The organism is Streptomyces sp. NPDC050439, assembly GCF_040655335.1.
In the GTDB taxonomy this organism is placed as follows: Bacteria; Actinomycetota; Actinomycetes; order Streptomycetales; family Streptomycetaceae; genus Streptomyces.
In genome coordinates, this window is the sequence record NZ_JBFAJT010000004.1 from 188947 (window position 1) to 205527 (window position 16581).

Below are 16581 nucleotides of genomic sequence, written 5' to 3' on the forward strand. Positions count from 1 at the left end.
GGCCCCTGCCCGTTGTAGATCTTCGGGCGGGGGCCGCCTTCATCTCGCGGCTCTATGCGCGTAGAGTTTCGCGATCACCGTTTTACGCGCAAAGAGGGGTTATGCCATGGACGTCATCTCCGTCATCCGTACGAAGCGGGACCGCGGCGAGCTGAGCGGCGAGCAGATCGACTGGGTCATCGACGCGTACACGCGCGGCGCGGTCGCCGACGAGCAGATGTCGGCCCTGGCCATGGCGATCCTGCTGAACGGCATGAACCGCGGCGAGATCGCCCGCTGGACCGCCGCGATGATCGCGAGCGGCGAGCGCATGGACTTCTCGTCGCTCTCCCGCCCCACGTCCGACAAGCACTCCACGGGCGGTGTCGGCGACAAGATCACGCTGCCGCTCGCCCCGCTGGTCGCGGCGTGCGGCGCGGCGGTGCCGCAGCTGTCGGGCCGGGGTCTCGGTCACACGGGCGGCACCCTGGACAAGCTGGAGTCGATCCCGGGCTGGCGGGCTCTCCTCTCGAACGAGGAGATGCTGTCCGTCCTCGACGGCGTGGGCTCGGTGATCTGTGCGGCGGGTGACGGCCTGGCCCCGGCCGACAAGAAGCTGTACGCGCTGCGGGACGTGACGGGAACCGTCGAGGCCATCCCGCTCATCGCCTCCTCGATCATGTCGAAGAAGATCGCCGAGGGCACGGGCTCGCTCGTCCTGGACGTGAAGGTCGGCACGGGCGCGTTCATGAAGACGCTGGAGGACGCGCGTGAGCTGGCGTCCACGATGGTGGGCCTGGGCACGGACCACGGCGTACGTACGGTCGCGCTCCTCACGGACATGTCGACGCCGCTCGGCCTGACGGCGGGCAACGCCCTTGAGGTCCGCGAGTCGGTGGAGGTCCTCGCGGGCGGTGGCCCCTCCGACGTCGTGGAGCTCACCCTCGCCCTGGCGCGCGAAATGCTGGACGCGGCGGGTCTGAAGGACGTCGACCCGGCGAAGGCGCTGGCCGACGGCTCGGCCATGGACGTCTGGCGCCGGATGATCTCCGCCCAGGGCGGCGACCCGGACGCGACCCTGCCGGTGGCCCGGGAGACGCACGTCGTGACGGCACCGTCGTCGGGCATCCTGACCCGCCTCGACGCGTACGACGTCGGCGTCGCCGCGTGGCGCCTGGGCGCGGGGCGCGCTCGCAAGGAGGACGTGGTGCAGGCGGGGGCGGGGGTCGAGCTGCATGTGAAGCCTGGGGCTCAGGTCCGTGCGGGGGAGCCGGTCATGACCCTGCACACGGACACCCCCGAGCGGTTCGAGTATGCGCTGGAGTCGGTGGCCGGCGCCTTCGACATCGCGCCGGAGGGCACGGGCTTCGCGCCGACGCCGATCGTGTTGGACCGCATCGCGTAGGGGTTTCCTTTCCCCCACCCCGCCCCTTCCCGAAACCATGGGGCTCCGCCCCCTGGACCCCCAAAAGATGGCCTCAAACGCCGGCCGGGCTGGATTCCCAGCCCGTCCGGCGTTTGAGGACGAACTCGGCGGAGCCGGTGATTGCGGTCACCAAGGCCACGGACCTACCGATGAGTTCCGAGCGCCCGCACGGTCTCCCCAACATGGACGACACACACCGGCCGACCCTCACCCTGACCGGCACCCTCGACCGAGAGGTCACGCACCGCCTCTGCGAAGAGGCCAGAAGCCTGCTGCACGCGACCGGCGCGGACATCCTCGTGTGCGACGTCGCAGACGTAGGCCCACCCGTCCTCGCCGCAATAGACGCCCTCGCCAGACTCCAGCTCACCGCCCGCCGCGCAGGCGGCCGCATCCGCCTGCGGAACCCCACCCCGGCCCTCCGCGAGCTACTGGACCTCGTCGGGCTCCCCATGGACGTCGAGATGGGTCGGCAGGCCGAACAGCGGGAACCACCGGGGCGTGTCCAGGAAGCAGTGGAAGCCCGCGATCCGCCCCTCTGAGATCTCGATGACCTGAATCGCCCACGGCGTGAACCCGCCCTTCTCGGGGTCGGGCTTGTAGTGGGCGAAGCCCGGCGTGCCGTTGACGTCGACCGGGAACAGGCGGCTGTCGGCGCAGGAGGCGCCCATCGTCGACATGAAGCCGGTGATGTCCGCCGTGCCGCGCAGCCACAGGTCGAACGGGGGCATCGTCATGATGGCGTCTTCGTGCAGCAGCGCCGTCAGCGCCGCCATGTCGTACCCCTCGAAGGCGGCGACGTACCGCTCAAGGAGCTTCTGCTGCTCCTCGTCCAGCGGGTCGGACGTGGCGGTGTCGTCGCCGGGCCCCTCGGCCAGCGTCGCCCGCGCCCGCTGCAACGCGCTGTTGACGGAGGCCACCGAGGTGTCGAGGAGCTCGGCCGCCTCGCTGGCCTTCCACGCGAGGACCTCACGCAGGATCAGCACGGCCCGCTGCTTGGGCGGCAGTTGCTGCAGGGCGGCGACGAACGCGAGCCGCACCGACTCCTTCGCAACGGCGGCCTCGGCGGGGTCGCTGACGGAAGGCAGCACGCGCGCGTCCGGCATCGGCTCCAGCCATACGTTGTCCGGGCGCGGGGTGAGCGCGGCCTGGGCGAGCGGCGCCGATGCGGTCAGGTCCATCGGACGGGCCCGGCGGTTGCCCGCGTTCAGCATGTCCAGGCAGACGTTCGTCGCGATCCTGTACAGCCAGGACCTCAGGCTGGAGCGGCCCTCGAACTTCTCGTAGCTCCGCCAGGCGCGGACCATCGTGTCCTGCACCGCGTCCTCGGCCTCGAAGGCGGAGCCCAGCATGCGATAGCAGTACCCGGTCAGCTCGACCCGGTGTTTCTCCAGCGTGACGTCGAGCTCCGACGTCGTCCCTGCGATGTCAGTCATACCAACCCACCCACCCCTGCGGCTGCCACGAAAGTCCCGGCACTTTGGAAGCTACCGCAGCCCACTGACAACGGCCCCCGGAGTAGGAAAAACCGCAGGCGGGAGAGGGTCGCCCGGACCGGCTAGTGCGCCGCCACGAGCCGCTGGCGGTCCCGCCGCTCCTGGACCCGGGCCACGTGCGACCCCCAGACGGTGAGGGACACGACGCCGCTCACCGCGAGCAGCCCCAGGCCCACCGTCCCGGCCCAGCCCCCCGCGTGGAAGGCGACCGCGCCGAGCGTGCCGCCCGCGCTGGAGCCCAGGTAGTACGCGGACTGATAGAGCGCCGAAGCCTGCGCGCGCCCCTCGGTGGCCGTCCGGCTCACGGACGAGGAGGCGACCGCGTGACCGGCGAAGAAGCCCGCGGTGATCAGGACGAGCCCGAGCAGCACCATGGCCAGGGAGTCGGAGAGGGAGAGCAGCAGACCGCCGGCCGTCGTGCTCACCGCCAGGTACAGCGCCCCGCGCCGTCCGAGCCGCGTCACCAGCTTCCCCGCGGCGGCCGACGAGACCGTGCCGACGAGGTAGACCAGGAAGATCGAGCCGATGATGCCCTGCGGGAGCGAGAACGGCGCCTCGGTGAGGCGGTAGCCGATCACCGTGTAGACCGCGCCGAACACCGTCATGAACAGGGCGCCGATCGCGTACAGCCTGCACAGCAGCGGGTTGGCGAGGTGCGAACGGATCGTCCGGCCAAGGGCCTTGGGGTTGAGCGAGCCCGCCGTGAAGTGGCGCGGCGCGGGGAGCAGCGCGCGGAAGGCGAGGGCGCACAGGACGGCGACGACACCCACGACGCCCACGGCCACGCGCCAGCCCCATGCCTGCGCGACCCAGCCGGTGATGATGCGCCCGCTCATGCCGCCGATGGAGTTCCCCGCCACGAACATGCCGATCGCGGCGACCAGCGCCTTGGGCCTGACCTCCTCCGCGAGGAAGGCCATCGCGGAGGCCGGGAGCCCGGCGAGCGCGGCACCCTGCACGGCGCGCAGCGCGATGAGCGCGCCGATGGAGGGCGCGAAGGGGACGAGAAGACCCACGACCACCGCGATCGTCAGCGAGGCGGTCATGAGGGTGCGCCGCCCGAACCGCTCGCTGAGCGCGCTCAGCGGCAGCACGAAGAGGGCGAGCGCACCCGTGGCGGCGGACACCGTCCAGCTCGCGGAGCTCGCGCTGACGCCGAAGTCGGCGGAGACCAGGGGGAGCAGCGCCTGCGTGGAGTAGAGGAGGGCGAAGGTCGCGACGCCGGCGAGGAAGAGGGCGAAGCTCATCCGGCGGTAGCCGGGGCCGCCGGGGTTCAGGCGCGTGTCGGCGGGTTCGGTCTGCGGGGACGGCGAGGGGAGGGCGGCCGCGTGGGTGACGGACGCCCCGCTACTGGCAGGAGGCATGCATCGAACGTAGGCACACGAGACTCATCCGTCCAATGCATGAACTGGTCATAATCGTTCCCATGGTGCATGAGCGCAGTTCAGAGCGGCGTCTGTCGCAGAGCAGTTACGTAGGAGACATCGGCTCGGCGGTGTCCGCGCCGGCCGAGCTGACCCCGGAGTCGTGGTCCGCGCTGCTCTCGCCGCGCCTCGCGTACTTCGCGGGGGTCGCGCGCACGGAGCATGTGACGCGGGCCGCGCACGAGATGCAGGTGCCGCAGTCGACGCTGTCGCGCGCGCTGGTCCGCCTCGAACAGGACCTGGGGGTCGACCTGTTCGCACGGCACGGCCGCACGGTCTCCCTGACCCCGGCGGGCCGCACGTTCCTGGCCTCCGTCGAGCGGGCGCTCGGCGAGGTGGAGCGGGCCGCGGAGTCCGTACGGGCGGACGCGGACCCGGCGTCGGGCAAGGTGGCCTTCGGCTTTCTGCACACCATGGGCTCGGAGACCGTGCCCGGCCTGATCCGCGCCTTCCGCGCGGATCATCCGCGGGTCCGCTTCAGCCTCGTACAGAACTACGGGGAGGCGATGATCGAGCGGCTCCGGGCGGGGGAGCTCGACCTGTGCCTGACGTCGCCCGTGCCGGACGCACCGGATCTCGTCGCCCGCCGCCTGGACGAACAGCGCCTGCGCCTTGTCGTGCCGGACGACCACCGCCTCGCCTCCCGGAAGCGGGTGCGGCTCGCGGAGGCGGCGGACGAGGCGTTCGTGACCCTCGAACCCGGCTACGGCCTGCGGCGCATCACGGACGACCTCTGCCAGGAGGCGGGCTTCAAGCCGCGGGTCGCGTTCGAGGGGGAGGAGGCGGAGACGCTCCGTGGCCTGGTCGCGGCGGGCCTGGGGGTGGCCCTCCTGCCGCCACCGGCCGTACCGCGCCCGGGAGTCGTGGAACTGACGGTGACGGGGCAGCGGGCGGTGCGGGAGATCGGCGTGGCCTGGCTGGACGGGCATCCGGACACTCCGCCGGTGGCGGCCTTCAAGAAGTTCCTGCTGGGGAGGCGGGGGCGGCTGCTGCCGGAGTAGGGACCGGGCCCCCTCAGTGCCGCATCGACTCCCCGAACCCCGCCGCCAGCGGCATCCGCAGCCCCAGAGGTGGCGGGGCCGCCAGCGCGTCCTCCAAGGGGCGCGCGTACGCGTGGCCGAACAGTGAGCCCATGACGAAGTCCGAGGCCAGCGCCTGGACTTCGGACTGGTGCTGCTGCAACCGGTGGCCGTCGGAGTGGACCTCGAAGCGGCACACCTCGCGGTTCGCCTTCTTCGCCCGCGCCGCGAGACGGAACGACAGTTCGGGGTCGGTCCGCTCGTCGTTCGTGCCGTGCACGATCAGGACCCGCCGCCCGGCGAGCTGCTTGACCGGCTCGGGAGAGGCCGCCACGTCGTCCTCGGGCAGCCAGGGAGCCAGCGCCAGAACGGAGTTGACCGCTTCGTGGCCGCCGGCCCGCAGAGCGGCCCGGCCGCCCATGTCCCGGCCCACGAGGCAGATCGAGACATCGCCGTAGAGCCGGACGATCTCGTCGGCGGCCCACTCCGCGTCCCGCGCGAGCTGCGCCTGCGCACCGTTCCACCCCCGGCTGCGGTAGTGCACGACGTGCGCGGCGAGTCCCTCCTCGCGGCCGTCCTGGGCGAGCCTGCGGCCGAGCGCGCGCACCGCGGACGCGGCGAACGGGGACGGCTTGCGGTCGGAGGTCTCGTGGCCGCCCGGGAGCAGCAGCACGGCGCCGCTGACCGCCGAAGGACGGGCGCCGATCACGCGTCCGAGCCTGGCCGCGCGCGCGGAATCGGGCGTCGCTTGCTGTGCCATGACAGAACAGTGTCAGAAGCGATGGTGTACGCCACCCGTCCGCGGGGTCACTGTTACGTATCGACCCGTGAGATCTACGCGCGTAGGCGCTAGAGTGCCGAAATGACGAGCCAGACCACCAAAGCCGGTCAGACGGACCGCGAAACGCCCAGCGCCGACCAGATCCGCCGCGCCCCGAAGGTGCTCCTGCACGACCACCTCGACGGCGGCCTGCGCCCCGGCACGATCGTCGACCTCGCCCGCGAGTCGGGTTACGAGGGTCTGCCCGAGACCGACCCCGACAAGCTGGGGATCTGGTTCAGGGAAGCCGCCGACTCCGGTTCGCTGCCGCGCTATCTGGAGACTTTCGCGCACACCTGCGCCGTGATGCAGACGAAGGACGCCCTCAAGCGCGTGGCGGCCGAGTGCGCCGAGGACCTCGCCGAGGACGGCGTCGTCTACGCCGAGATCCGGTACGCCCCCGAGCAGCACCTGGAGCAGGGCCTCACCCTCGAAGAGGTCGTCGAGGCCGTCAACGAAGGCTTCCGGGAAGGCGAGCGGCGTGCGAAGGAGAACGGCCACCGCATCCGCGTGGGCGCACTGCTCACCGCCATGCGGCACGCGGCCCGTGCCCTGGAGATCGCCGAACTCGCCAACCGCTACCGCGATCTGGGCGTCGTCGGCTTCGACATCGCGGGCGCCGAGGCGGGCTTCCCGCCCACCCGGCACCTCGACGCCTTCGAGTACCTCAAGCGCGAGAACAACCACTTCACCATCCACGCCGGTGAGGCCTTCGGTCTGCCGTCCATCTGGCAGGCCCTCCAGTGGTGCGGCGCCGACCGTCTCGGCCACGGCGTGCGGATCATCGACGACATCCAGGTCGCCGACGACGGCACCGTGAAGCTCGGCCGCCTCGCCAGCTACGTGCGCGACAAGCGCATCCCCCTGGAGATGTGCCCCAGCTCCAACCTGCAGACGGGCGCCGCCGACTCGTACGCCGACCACCCCATCGGTCTGCTCCGCAAGCTGCACTTCCGGGCCACGGTGAACACCGACAACCGGCTGATGTCCGGCACCAGCATGAGCCGTGAATTCGAGCATTTGGTCGGGACTTTCGGCTACACGCTCGACGACATGCAGTGGTTCACAGTCAATGCGATGAAATCAGCGTTCATTCCTTTCGATGAACGCCTGGCCATGATCAATGACGTGATCAAGCCCGGATATGCCGAGCTGAAGTCCGAATGGCTGTTCCGTCAGACCGCCTCCACCAGGGCTTCTGTCGACGTGTAACAGGAATTGAAGCAGTCTGGGCGCGGCCGGGAACATTAATTCCCGGCCGCGCTTTTGCTGTTTCGCTGTTTGCGGACCGCCCCTTCACATGTTTACGGTCATGGGCCGCTCAAAAGTCCCCGTCATCAAGGACGCATTGAAGATGAAGCAGTCTGCCGCCAAGACCCTCGGTGTCGCCGCTCTCGGCGCCGCCTTCGCCGCCGCGGGCGCGGGTGCCGCCACCGCCGCGCCGGCCCTGCCCGACGCCACGGGCGCCCTGGGCTCCGCCACCACCGTGCTCCCAATGGAAGCGGTCGGCGAGAAGCTGCCCGCCGGTGGCCCCGAGGCGATCTCCGCCGGCCAGAACGTGCTCGGCAGCACCCTGCAGGCCTCCGCGCCGACCGTGGACAAGCTCGGCGAGAGCATGAAGGACGCCGGCGACCGGGGCAAGCCCGCCGCGGCCGACCCGGTCTCCGGTCTGCTCGGCGGCCTGCCGGTCGCCGGCGCCCTGCCCCTTCAGGGCCTGCCCCTCCAGGGCCTCCCCACCGAGGGTCTGGGCGTGAACGGTCTGCCGCTCGGCTGATCCTCGCGGTCCCCGCACACGCCGATGGGGCGCCCCCTTTTTCTAGGGGGCGCCCCATCGGCGTACGTATCCGGTGGCGGCGGGGGCCGCCGGTTCACCAGGCTGCCTGCCTGGCCTTGCCCTCGGAGGGCAACAGGGCCCAGAGCGCGATGTAGAGCAGGAACTGCGGTCCCGGAAGCAGGCACGAGACCAGGAAGATCACGCGCATCGTCGTGGCCGACGTGCGGAAACGCTGGGCGAGGGCGGCACACACTCCGCCGATCATCCGGCCGTGGGTGGGGCGGGCAAGGGCGGTCATGGTGGCTCCTTCGTGAACCGTGGCGATGAGGCTCGGGGCCGTTCCCCGAAGCGCTCCGGGACGTGTGCCCCGATGACTCAAAGCTACGTTCGCGAAGCGGGCGAAGCGTCGCCCTAAGGTGCGATACCGACCCTGGGAATCGTCGGGGTCGGCCCCTGAGAGGCGTCCTCCCGCAGGAGGGCCGCCCGATGCTCCCCGTCCGTACGGCGGCGGAGCCTGGCCCGGGCCGCGGGCACCACGGCGAGATGCGCGAGGGCCACGCCCACGGAGTTCAGGAACAGCGAGTCGATGTCGACGACCTGCCCGGGGACCCCGGTCTGCAGCAGCTCGATGCCGAGCGAGATCAGCGCGCCCGCCGCGACCGTCCGCACCAGCGAACCGAGCGGTGACACGTGAACCCGCCCACCGGCGAGCGGAAGCAGCACACCGAGCGGGGCGAGGAGCAGCAGACTGCCGCCTATCTGCCGGGCGGCCTGCACAGGTCCGAGCGCCAGATCCGCCTTGATGCCGGCGAACGGCTGAAGATTCGCCGCGCTGACCCACGGCACGTCCAGTGGACGCAGAGTGAGCCAGCCGACGAACAGAAGATGCGCGACGAGGAGGAATCCTCCTGCCGCACGGAAGCGGATGGCGGCCCCGTGGCCGCCCGAGCCTTGACGCACGCCCCCCAAGACGCGCCTGACGGCAGGATCGGTTCCGCGCATTCACTCCCGGAACACGCACTGTCCTGATCGCACACCGTGACTGTCCTGATCGACTACCGCACGGTCTCCGTGGGCGGAGCCACCGTCCCGGGACGCTGCCGGACCGCCTGGGTGCATTCGTAGCGGCGCAGCGGGTCGTCACCGGGGCCGCCCATGATCACCTCGCGGTCGTCGCCCGCCGCCGCGCTGTCCGCGAACGTGCAAACGATCTGTGCCAGAGCGAACGCCGACAGATCCTCCGGGGACGTGCTGAACCGCAGGGCGTCCCCGGGGTCGCCCTCCTCGGGGCCGTTGACGACCGTGCCGCCGCGTACGTCCGTCGCGAAGCCCGCCTGCTTCTCCGGGGCCGACGGCGGCTGCGACAGCTCGTCCAGGAGCGCCTGCGCGATCCGGACCCGGTCCGTCGTCGCCTTCTCCGTGGGGATGCGCACCGACCGGTCGACGGTCACCAGCTGCGCCGCGCACACCAAGAAGACCTGCACGGGAACCCCGCTGGACTGCGACGCGATGCTCGACCCGGACATCACGCAGGGCACCCGGGACGGCCCGGGGCCGAAGTCCGTGGGCACCTCCGTCGAGCGGATGCCGCAGCCCGCGAGGAGCGTGGTCAGCGCGGTGGCGAGCAGCGCGGCGCGCAGCCTCCGGCGGTTCATCGTGCCTCTCCCTCGACGGCGTCGTCGCCGTCCGTGCCCTCCGCGGGCTCGTCCTCCGGCAACAGCTCCGACGGGTCGCGCGGCAGCCACAGCGTGAACACCGCGCCACCCTTGGGCGAGTTCGCGGCCGTGATCTCCCCGCCGTGGATATGGGCGTTCTCCAAGGCGATGGAGAGCCCCAGGCCACTGCCCTCCGACCGCGGCCGGGACGCGCTCGCCTTGTAGAAGCGGTCGAAGACGTGCGGCAGTACGTCCTCGGGGATGCCGGGGCCCCCGTCACGCACCGCGATCACGAGCTTCTCGCCCGCGAGCCGCACCGAGACCTCCACCGGGGAGCCGCCGTGCTTGAGCGCGTTGCCGATCAGGTTCGCCAGGATGACGTCCAGACGACGCGGGTCGAGCCGCACCATGATGCCGCGCTCCGCGTCCAGCTCGACCGCGTCGAGCCAGGCACGGGCGTCGATACAGGCCGTGATCTGGTCGGCGATGTCGACGTGGTCCAGGACGAGCCTGGCCGTACCCGCGTCGAAGCGGGTGACCTCCATCAGGTTCTCCACCAGGTCGTTCAGCCGGCGGGTCTCGCTGACCACGAGCCGCACGGCGGGCTCGATCATCGGATCGACGGACCCCGTCTCGGCGTCCAGCTCCTCCTCCAGGACCTCCGTCACCGCGGTGATCGCGGTCAGCGGCGTACGCAGCTCGTGCGACATGTCGGCGACGAAGCGCCGCGACGCCTCGTCGCGGGCGCTCATGTCGTCGACCTTCTTCTCCAGGCTCTCCGCGGTCCGGTTGAACGTCCGTGACAGATCGGCCAGTTCATCCGTGCCCGACACCCGAAGACGCGTGTCCAGCTTGCCCTCGCCGAGCCGCCGCGCGGCGACACCCAGCCGGTGCACCGGCTTGAGCACGGTGGTCGCCGCGGCCTGCGCGAGCAGCGCGGAACCGATGAGCGCGAGCCCGGTGGCGATCGCGAGCGACCAGCCGAGCGAACTCAGGTCCTTGGCCTCCGGCTCAAGGGACTTGAGCATGTAACCGGTCGGCCCGCCGCCGATGACCTTGGCGCCGCCCACGAGATACGGCGTGCCGCCCTCGACGGTCCGCTGCCAGTACAGGTGGTACGGGCTCTTGTTGCTGGAGGTGAGCGGCTGCTCCTTGTTCACCGTCTTGCGCAGCGACTTGGGCACGTCGGCGAGCGTGAAGGCGTCCAGGTCGGAGTAGCCGACGATCGTGTCACCGTCGGCGTCCTTCCCGATCAGGAGCACGCTGTAGCGCTGGCTGCTGTTGGCCATCGTCCCGGCGGCCTGCTGCAGCTCGTCCTGGGTCGGATTGGGCGGCAGCGCACCGGCGCGGGTCTGCATCTCCTGCTGGAAGTCCTTCAGGGCCGCGTCCTGCGCACGCGTCAGGACCGCCTCGCGGTTCAGCCAGTACGCGATCCCGGACGCCGTCACGGCGGCGGTGAGCGCCACCAGACCGAACACCACGACAAGCCGGAGCCTGAGGCTCGTGAAGCGAAGCCCCGCCATTATCGCCTTGCGCGCCGCGGCCCAACCGCGGAGCTTGTCCTGCGGTTTGGTCACTGAGGAGTGTCCAGCCGGTAGCCCACTCCACGCACCGTACGGATCAGCGTCGGCGAGGACGGCACGTCCTCGACCTTCGCGCGCAGCCGCTGCACACAGGCGTCGACGAGCCGGGAGTCACCGAGGTAGTCGTGCTCCCACACCAGACGCAGCAACTGCTGCCGTGAGAGCGCCTGTCCGGGCCTGCGGCTCAGCTCCAGGAGCAGCCGCAGCTCGGTCGGCGTGAGCTGCAGGTCCTCGCCGTTTTTCGTGACGGTCATCGCGGCGCGGTCGATGACGAGCGAACCGAATGTCGCCGCGTCATTGGCCTCGCGCTCACCGCGGCGAAGGACCGCACGGATACGGGCGTCGAGCACCCGGCCCTGCACGGGTTTCACGACATAGTCGTCGGCACCGGACTCGAGCCCGACGACGACGTCGATGTCGTCGCTGCGCGCGGTCAGCAGGATGATCGGCAACTGGTCGGTGCGCCGGATGCGACGGCACACCTCGAAGCCGTCGATGCCCGGCAGCATCACATCCAGCACGATCAGGTCCGGCCGCTGCTCACTGAGCAGCTTCAGGCCGTCCTCGCCGGTGGCAGCAGTGGCCACCCGATGCCCTTGGCGGGTGAGCGAAAGCTCAAGGGCCGTACGGATGGCGTCGTCGTCCTCGATCAGCAACAGGGAAGGCACGGACGTCATTCTGTCCCATGGCACGGGCACAGTTCGACTGTTGGTGGGCTCCCACACTTCTCCCCTACACATGGAAGGCCTGTTGCAGGCCTGTGACAGTCGGCGGACACCGTCATGAAGTGGGTCCGGCAGAGTTTTGGTCACACGGAAACAGCCGGACTCCACCGACGGGGGGCGCGAGATGAACACACTGCACAGCACCAGCTCAAGCGCAGTAATCACGCGTCTCCACGACGTGATCCGGCCTGCCGAGAGGCACGAGAAGTCCGGTGCCGTGAGCGGGCGGGGGTGCGCTCGCGGCACCGGGCGTCAGCACACCGCGTACATGACGGTGGTTGACGCGTTCCCGGGGGAAACCCGCGGGGACAACGGGGGAACCGATGGGGGGGCTCACGGGGGAGCCGCGTACAGGGAGGACACGGGGGAGCGCACCACAGCGTCGGAGGCGGAGTTCACCGCCTACGTCCAGGAGCGTCGTGCCTCCCTGTACGCAACCGCCTATCACCTGACCGGCGACCGTTTCGAGGCCGAGGACCTGCTCCAAAGTGCCCTCTTCTCGACGTACCGGGCCTGGGACAGGATCAGCGACAAGGCCGCGGTCGGCGGATACCTCCGCCGCACCATGACCAACCTGCACATCAGCGCCTGGCGGCGCCGCAAGCTCAACGAATACCCGACCGAGGAGCTGCCGGAGACGGCGGGCGACACGGACGCGATGCGTGGCACCGAACTCCGTGCGGTTCTCTGGCAGGCCCTGGCCCGCCTCCCCGAACTGCAGCGGACGATGCTGGTCCTGCGGTACTACGAGGGCCGCACGGACCCCGAGATCGCCGACATCCTCGACATCAGTGTGGGCACGGTGAAGTCCAGCATCTGGCGCTCCCTGCGCCGGCTGCGCGAGGACGACGTCCTCAGCTTCGGCCGTGACCAGGAAGAGTCCTTCGGCGAGTTGGTCGCCTAGGGATCGGGGGGCCGCCGCTCCCGGGGGGAGGCGGCGGAAGCAGGGGGGCACGGGGGAAGAACGGGGATCACGGGGGATCCACGGGGGAAACAAGTGGCGGGACCGGAAGGCCGGGGGGTCTTTCCGGTCCTTCTGCTTTTGGTGCGGTGGTCCGGTGAACCGCTCCCCCCGCGGAGCTACGCGGCGTCGGCGCCGGCCTTGGCGCACCGCCCGGCGGCAGCGGCCGCGAGCCGTCCCAGGGCCTCGTCCTTGCCGCAGGGGTGAGCGCCGAGGGCGGTCTGCCGGGCGACGATCGCGCGCTCGGCGCGCATCAGCCGCCAGCCGCGCCGCAGCAGGAACGCCACGGACTTGCGCCCCTCGCGCAGGTCCCGCAGCAGCCGCCGCCGGTAGGTGGTGGACGGCCGCCCCCGCAGACAGATCGCGTCGGCGAGCACGCCGATCTCCCGGCACCGCTCCACGATGTCCGCCGCGAAGATGCCCTCCGCGATGAACAGGGGTGTGCGCTCGATGTCCATCGCCGTCTCGCCCGTACGCGAGCTGGTGGCGATGTCGTAGACGGGGATGCGCGTACGTCCCGTGCGGCACAGCTGCTCGATGGCGGCGACGGCGACGTCCGTGTCCCAGGAGCCGGGGGAGTCCCAGTCGATGTCCGTGCTGCCGGGGACCTGCGGCAGTGTCGGGTCGTCGTGTTCCTTGTAGAAGTCGTCGAGACACAGGACGGGCAGCCCCGTGAGGGCCGCGAACGACGACTTGCCTGAGCCCGAGGGGCCGGCGAGCAGCACGACTCGGGTGGGTATCGGGGGATGGGAACTCACGAGAGAACAGTGTGCTGCATTGAGCCGCCCAGGCGACCCGAAGGGTAGGGCTTTGGTGCCCGCATCGCCCCTCAACTACGCTGTGTGCGCATCTGATTACTCAAGAGGACAAGGGCGGAACCCATGGCACGGCACGCAACAGCCTCCAAGCACCTCTCCCGCGTTCTGCTGCGGGCGGGTCTGACGGTCACCGTCGCGGGCACGGCGCTCGGCATCGGTGGCGCGGCGACGGCGAGCGCCGCGCCGGCCCCCGCGCCCCCGGCCTCCGACAACCTGCCCGCGGCCGGTGCGGGGGTGCTCCGGGCGGTGGAGGAGGTCAGCGCGGGTGGCCTCGGGCCCGTCAAGGAGCTGAAGCTAAATCCGCTCGCGGGCACGGGGTCCGACCCGCTGGACAACGCGCTCGGCACCCAGATCGCGGACTTCAAGCCGCTCTCGACGGCTCCGGTCACCGCCCCGCTGGCCCAGGGCGGAGGGACGCTGAGCGACCTGCCGGTGGTGGGTCCGGCCACGGGGCTGCTGCCCGGCTAGCCGATCGGCCCGGTGGTGTGGCGAAGCCCCGGCCCTCCTGGACGGAGGAGGACCGGGGCTTCGCCGTGCGCAGTGGCTTCAGATGGCCTCAGGCAGCCTCGGGCGGCCTCAGTACGAGGAGCCCGACGCGCCCAGTGAACCTGTGGGGTGCCAGACCGTCTTGGTCTCCAGGAAGGCCGTCAGGCGGTGCGTGCCCGGGTCGGCCGACCAGCCCACAGGCTGTGGACGGACGACGCGCTTGAGGTTGTCCGCGGCGGCCACCTCGAGCTCCTTGGCCAGGTCGTCGTCCTCGACGCCCGCGAGGTCGATCGCGTTCACGTCCTGGTGCGCGGCGAGCGACGGGGCGATCTCCGCCGTCCTGCCGGACAGGATGTTCACGACGCCGCCCGGCAGGTCGGAGGTGGCGAGCACCTCGCCGAGCGAGAGCGCGGGGAGCGGGGAGTCCTCGCTCGCGATCACCACGGCCGTGTTGCCGGTCGCGATGACGGGGGCGATCACGGAGACCAGGCCGAGGAACGACGACTTCTGCGGTGCGACGACCGTCACCACGCCCGTCGGCTCCGGCGAGGAGAGGTTGAAGAAGGGGCCCGCGACCGGGTTCCCGCCGCCCACGAGCTGGGCGATCTTGTCGGTCCAGCCCGCGTACCAGACCCAGCGGTCGATCGCGGCGTCCACCTCGGCGGCGGCCTTCGACTTGGAGAGCCCCTCAGCCTCGGCGACCTCGCGCACGAACTGGTCCCTGCGGCCCTCCAGCATCTCCGCGACGCGGTACAGGATCTGGCCGCGCAGATAGGCCGTCTTGCCCGCCCAGCCGCCCTGCGCCTTGCGCGCGGCGGAGACCGCGTCACGCGCGTCCTTGCGGGACGAGAGGGGGGCGTTGGCCAGCCACTTGTCCTTCGAGTCCGTCACCTCGTACACCCGGCCGCTCTCGCTGCGGGGGAACTTGCCCCCGACGTACAGCTTGTAGGTCTTGAAGACGCTCAAACGCTGCTCAGACATCGAGGTAAGCCTCCAGGCCGTGGCGGCCGCCCTCGCGGCCGTAACCCGATTCCTTGTAGCCGCCGAAGGGCGAGGTCGGGTCGAACTTGTTGAACGTGTTGGCCCAGATGACGCCCGCGCGCAGGCGCTCGGCGACCGCGAGGATGCGGGAGCCCTTCTCCGTCCAGATGCCGGCGGAGAGGCCGTACTGCGTGTTGTTGGCCTTGGCGACGGCCTCTTCCGGGGTGCGGAAGGTCAGCACCGAGAGCACCGGGCCGAAGATCTCGTCGCGCGCGACGGTGTGCGCCTGCGTGACGTTCGTGAAGAGCGTCGGCGCGAACCAGTAGCCGGAGGAGGGCAGTTCGCACGGGGCGGACCAGCGTTCGGCGCCCTCCGCCTCGCCCGTCTCGGTGAGCGCGGTGATGCGGGCGAGCTGCTCGGCGGAGTTGATCGCGCCGATGTCCGTGTTCTTGTCCAGCGGGTCGCCCAGGCGCAGGGTGGACAGGCGCCGCTTGAGCGCGTGCAGCACCTCGTCCTGGACCGACTCCTGTACGAGGAGGCGCGATCCGGCGCAGCAGACCTGGCCCTGGTTGAAGAAGATGCCGGTGACGATGCCCTCGACGGCCTGGTCGATGGGGGCGTCGTCGAAGACGATGTTGGCGCCCTTGCCGCCCAGTTCGAGCGTGACCTTCTTGTCCGTGCCCGCGACCTGGCGCGCGATGGCCTTGCCGACGGCGGTCGAGCCGGTGAAGGCGACCTTGTTCACGTCCGGGTGGGCGGTGAGGGCCGCGCCCGCGTCGCCGTACCCGGGAAGGATGTTGACGACGCCCTTGGGCAGGCCCGCCTGACGGCAGATGTCCGCGAAGAACAGCGCGGAGAGCGGCGTGGTCTCGGCGGGCTTCAGGACGACCGTGTTGCCCGTGGCGAGCGCCGGGGCGATCTTCCAGGCGAGCATCAGGAGCGGGAAGTTCCAGGGGATGACCTGGCCCGCGACACCGAGGGGCCTCGGGTTCGCGCCGTACCCCGCGTGGTCGAGCTTGTCGGCCCAGCCCGCGTAGTAGAAGAAGTGCGCGGCGACCAGGGGAAGGTCGGCGTCGCGCGTCTCCTTGATGGGCTTTCCGTTGTCGAGGGTCTCCAGGACGGCCAGTTCGCGGCTGCGCTCCTGGATGATCCTGGCGATCCGGAAGAGGTACTTGGCGCGCTCGGCGCCCGGCAGCGCCGACCACTTCTCGAAGGCCTTGCGGGCGGCCTTCACCGCGCGGTCGACGTCTTCGGAGGAGGCCTGCGCGACTTCGGAGAGGACCTCTTCGGTGGAGGGCGAGACGGTCTTGAAGACCTTGCCGTCGGCCGCCTCCACGAACTCGCCGTCGATGAACAGGCCGTACGACGGCGCGATGTCGACGACGGAGCGGGACTCCGGAGCGGGTGCGTAGTCAAAGGGCGTGGAAGTCATGG

Annotated in this window: 18 protein-coding genes; 7 read left to right on the forward strand and 11 right to left on the reverse strand. The window is 70.7% G+C overall.

What is annotated here, in order from left to right; all coding sequences use genetic code 11:
- Positions 1–106: 106 nt before the first annotated feature.
- Together AB0I66_RS18210 and AB0I66_RS18215 are read left to right on the forward strand one after the other, a co-directional pair.
- Complete coding sequence (locus tag AB0I66_RS18210; RefSeq protein WP_363208870.1) at positions 107–1384, forward strand: thymidine phosphorylase; 1278 nt, start codon at positions 107–109, stop codon at positions 1382–1384.
- 203 nt (positions 1385–1587) lie between these two features.
- Positions 1588–1947 carry an STAS domain-containing protein gene (locus AB0I66_RS18215; protein WP_363209383.1) on the forward strand — a complete coding sequence of 120 codons (360 nt, stop codon included), beginning with the start codon at positions 1588–1590 and terminating at the stop codon, positions 1945–1947.
- Here the strand turns inward: AB0I66_RS18215 and AB0I66_RS18220 are convergent.
- Together AB0I66_RS18220 and AB0I66_RS18225 are read right to left on the reverse strand one after the other, a co-directional pair.
- The gene (locus AB0I66_RS18220) at positions 1834–2841 is read right to left on the reverse strand and encodes a sigma-70 family RNA polymerase sigma factor (protein ID WP_363208871.1); all 1008 of its coding nucleotides are present in this window, start codon (positions 2839–2841) and stop codon (positions 1834–1836) included. The genes AB0I66_RS18215 and AB0I66_RS18220 overlap by 114 nt on opposite strands.
- Before the next feature lie 122 nt (positions 2842–2963).
- Positions 2964–4265 carry an MFS transporter gene (locus AB0I66_RS18225; protein WP_363208872.1) on the reverse strand — a complete coding sequence of 434 codons (1302 nt, stop codon included), beginning with the start codon at positions 4263–4265 and terminating at the stop codon, positions 2964–2966.
- A gap of 62 nt (positions 4266–4327) precedes the next feature.
- On the opposite strand from AB0I66_RS18225, the gene AB0I66_RS18230 reads away from it, so the two are divergent.
- Positions 4328–5326 (forward strand): LysR family transcriptional regulator, encoded by a 999-nt coding sequence (locus AB0I66_RS18230; protein ID WP_363208873.1) that lies wholly within the window; start codon positions 4328–4330, stop codon positions 5324–5326.
- 13 nt (positions 5327–5339) lie between these two features.
- On the opposite strand, the gene AB0I66_RS18235 is transcribed toward AB0I66_RS18230, so the two are convergent.
- The gene (locus AB0I66_RS18235; protein WP_363208874.1) at positions 5340–6104 is read right to left on the reverse strand and encodes a prolyl oligopeptidase family serine peptidase; all 765 of its coding nucleotides are present in this window, start codon (positions 6102–6104) and stop codon (positions 5340–5342) included.
- A 102-nt stretch (positions 6105–6206) separates the two neighbouring features.
- On the opposite strand from AB0I66_RS18235, the gene AB0I66_RS18240 reads away from it, so the two are divergent.
- Together AB0I66_RS18240 and AB0I66_RS18245 are read left to right on the forward strand one after the other, a co-directional pair.
- Positions 6207–7376 (forward strand): adenosine deaminase, encoded by a 1170-nt coding sequence (locus AB0I66_RS18240; protein ID WP_363208875.1) that lies wholly within the window; start codon positions 6207–6209, stop codon positions 7374–7376.
- A 142-nt stretch (positions 7377–7518) separates the two neighbouring features.
- Positions 7519–7938 carry an ATP-binding protein gene (locus AB0I66_RS18245; protein WP_363208877.1) on the forward strand — a complete coding sequence of 140 codons (420 nt, stop codon included), beginning with the start codon at positions 7519–7521 and terminating at the stop codon, positions 7936–7938.
- Positions 7939–8032: 94 nt separating this feature from the next.
- On the opposite strand, the gene AB0I66_RS18250 is transcribed toward AB0I66_RS18245, so the two are convergent.
- The 5 genes from AB0I66_RS18250 to afsQ1 form a co-directional block, all read right to left on the reverse strand.
- Complete coding sequence (locus AB0I66_RS18250) at positions 8033–8236, reverse strand: PspC domain-containing protein (RefSeq protein ID WP_363208878.1); 204 nt, start codon at positions 8234–8236, stop codon at positions 8033–8035.
- 113 nt (positions 8237–8349) lie between these two features.
- On the reverse strand, positions 8350–8940 hold the full coding sequence (locus tag AB0I66_RS18255) for a VanZ family protein (protein ID WP_363208879.1): 591 nt from the start codon (positions 8938–8940) through the stop codon (positions 8350–8352).
- A 53-nt stretch (positions 8941–8993) separates the two neighbouring features.
- Complete coding sequence (locus AB0I66_RS18260) at positions 8994–9593, reverse strand: hypothetical protein (protein WP_363208880.1); 600 nt, start codon at positions 9591–9593, stop codon at positions 8994–8996.
- Entirely contained in the window at positions 9590–11170 is a 1581-nt protein-coding gene (locus tag AB0I66_RS18265; protein ID WP_363208881.1) for a HAMP domain-containing sensor histidine kinase, read from the reverse strand. Before AB0I66_RS18265 ends, AB0I66_RS18260 begins: the two co-directional genes overlap by 4 nt.
- Entirely contained in the window at positions 11167–11844 is a 678-nt protein-coding gene (gene afsQ1, locus AB0I66_RS18270) for a two-component system response regulator AfsQ1 (protein WP_030562528.1), read from the reverse strand. Before afsQ1 ends, AB0I66_RS18265 begins: the two co-directional genes overlap by 4 nt.
- 181 nt (positions 11845–12025) lie before the next feature.
- Here afsQ1 and AB0I66_RS18275 point away from each other — a divergent pair, with 181 nt between their 5' ends.
- Positions 12026–12805: a SigE family RNA polymerase sigma factor gene (locus AB0I66_RS18275; protein ID WP_363208882.1), complete on the forward strand. Its 780-nt coding sequence runs from the start codon at positions 12026–12028 to the stop codon at positions 12803–12805.
- Between the two features lie 176 nt (positions 12806–12981).
- Here AB0I66_RS18275 and AB0I66_RS18280 read toward each other — a convergent pair whose 3' ends face one another.
- Positions 12982–13620, reverse strand: a complete 639-nt coding sequence (locus AB0I66_RS18280; RefSeq protein ID WP_363208883.1) for an ATP-binding protein — start codon at positions 13618–13620, stop codon at positions 12982–12984.
- Positions 13621–13743: 123 nt separating this feature from the next.
- On the opposite strand from AB0I66_RS18280, the gene AB0I66_RS18285 reads away from it, so the two are divergent.
- A complete protein-coding gene (locus AB0I66_RS18285; RefSeq protein WP_363208884.1) occupies positions 13744–14148 on the forward strand; it encodes a hypothetical protein in 405 nt (134 codons plus the stop codon).
- 108 nt (positions 14149–14256) lie between these two features.
- Here AB0I66_RS18285 and AB0I66_RS18290 read toward each other — a convergent pair whose 3' ends face one another.
- Positions 14257–15147 (reverse strand): aldehyde dehydrogenase family protein, encoded by an 891-nt coding sequence (locus AB0I66_RS18290; RefSeq protein WP_363208886.1) that lies wholly within the window; start codon positions 15145–15147, stop codon positions 14257–14259.
- Complete coding sequence (locus AB0I66_RS18295; RefSeq protein WP_363208887.1) at positions 15140–16579, reverse strand: aldehyde dehydrogenase family protein; 1440 nt, start codon at positions 16577–16579, stop codon at positions 15140–15142. Before AB0I66_RS18295 ends, AB0I66_RS18290 begins: the two co-directional genes overlap by 8 nt.
- Positions 16580–16581 lie beyond the last annotated feature (2 nt).

Coding starts and splice junctions, on each gene's coding strand:
- AB0I66_RS18210 (WP_363208870.1), top strand. CDS start 107: ATGGACGTCATCTCCGTCATCCGTACGAAGCGGGACCGCGGCGAGCTG.
- AB0I66_RS18215 (WP_363209383.1), top strand. CDS start 1,588: ATGGACGACACACACCGGCCGACCCTCACCCTGACCGGCACCCTCGAC.
- AB0I66_RS18220 (WP_363208871.1), bottom strand. CDS start 2,841: ATGACTGACATCGCAGGGACGACGTCGGAGCTCGACGTCACGCTGGAG.
- AB0I66_RS18225 (WP_363208872.1), bottom strand. CDS start 4,265: ATGCCTCCTGCCAGTAGCGGGGCGTCCGTCACCCACGCGGCCGCCCTC.
- AB0I66_RS18230 (WP_363208873.1), top strand. CDS start 4,328: ATGGTGCATGAGCGCAGTTCAGAGCGGCGTCTGTCGCAGAGCAGTTAC.
- AB0I66_RS18235 (WP_363208874.1), bottom strand. CDS start 6,104: ATGGCACAGCAAGCGACGCCCGATTCCGCGCGCGCGGCCAGGCTCGGA.
- AB0I66_RS18240 (WP_363208875.1), top strand. CDS start 6,207: ATGACGAGCCAGACCACCAAAGCCGGTCAGACGGACCGCGAAACGCCC.
- AB0I66_RS18245 (WP_363208877.1), top strand. CDS start 7,519: ATGAAGCAGTCTGCCGCCAAGACCCTCGGTGTCGCCGCTCTCGGCGCC.
- AB0I66_RS18250 (WP_363208878.1), bottom strand. CDS start 8,236: ATGACCGCCCTTGCCCGCCCCACCCACGGCCGGATGATCGGCGGAGTG.
- AB0I66_RS18255 (WP_363208879.1), bottom strand. CDS start 8,940: ATGCGCGGAACCGATCCTGCCGTCAGGCGCGTCTTGGGGGGCGTGCGT.
- AB0I66_RS18260 (WP_363208880.1), bottom strand. CDS start 9,593: ATGAACCGCCGGAGGCTGCGCGCCGCGCTGCTCGCCACCGCGCTGACC.
- AB0I66_RS18275 (WP_363208882.1), top strand. CDS start 12,026: ATGAACACACTGCACAGCACCAGCTCAAGCGCAGTAATCACGCGTCTC.
- AB0I66_RS18285 (WP_363208884.1), top strand. CDS start 13,744: ATGGCACGGCACGCAACAGCCTCCAAGCACCTCTCCCGCGTTCTGCTG.
- AB0I66_RS18290 (WP_363208886.1), bottom strand. CDS start 15,147: ATGTCTGAGCAGCGTTTGAGCGTCTTCAAGACCTACAAGCTGTACGTC.
- AB0I66_RS18295 (WP_363208887.1), bottom strand. CDS start 16,579: ATGACTTCCACGCCCTTTGACTACGCACCCGCTCCGGAGTCCCGCTCC.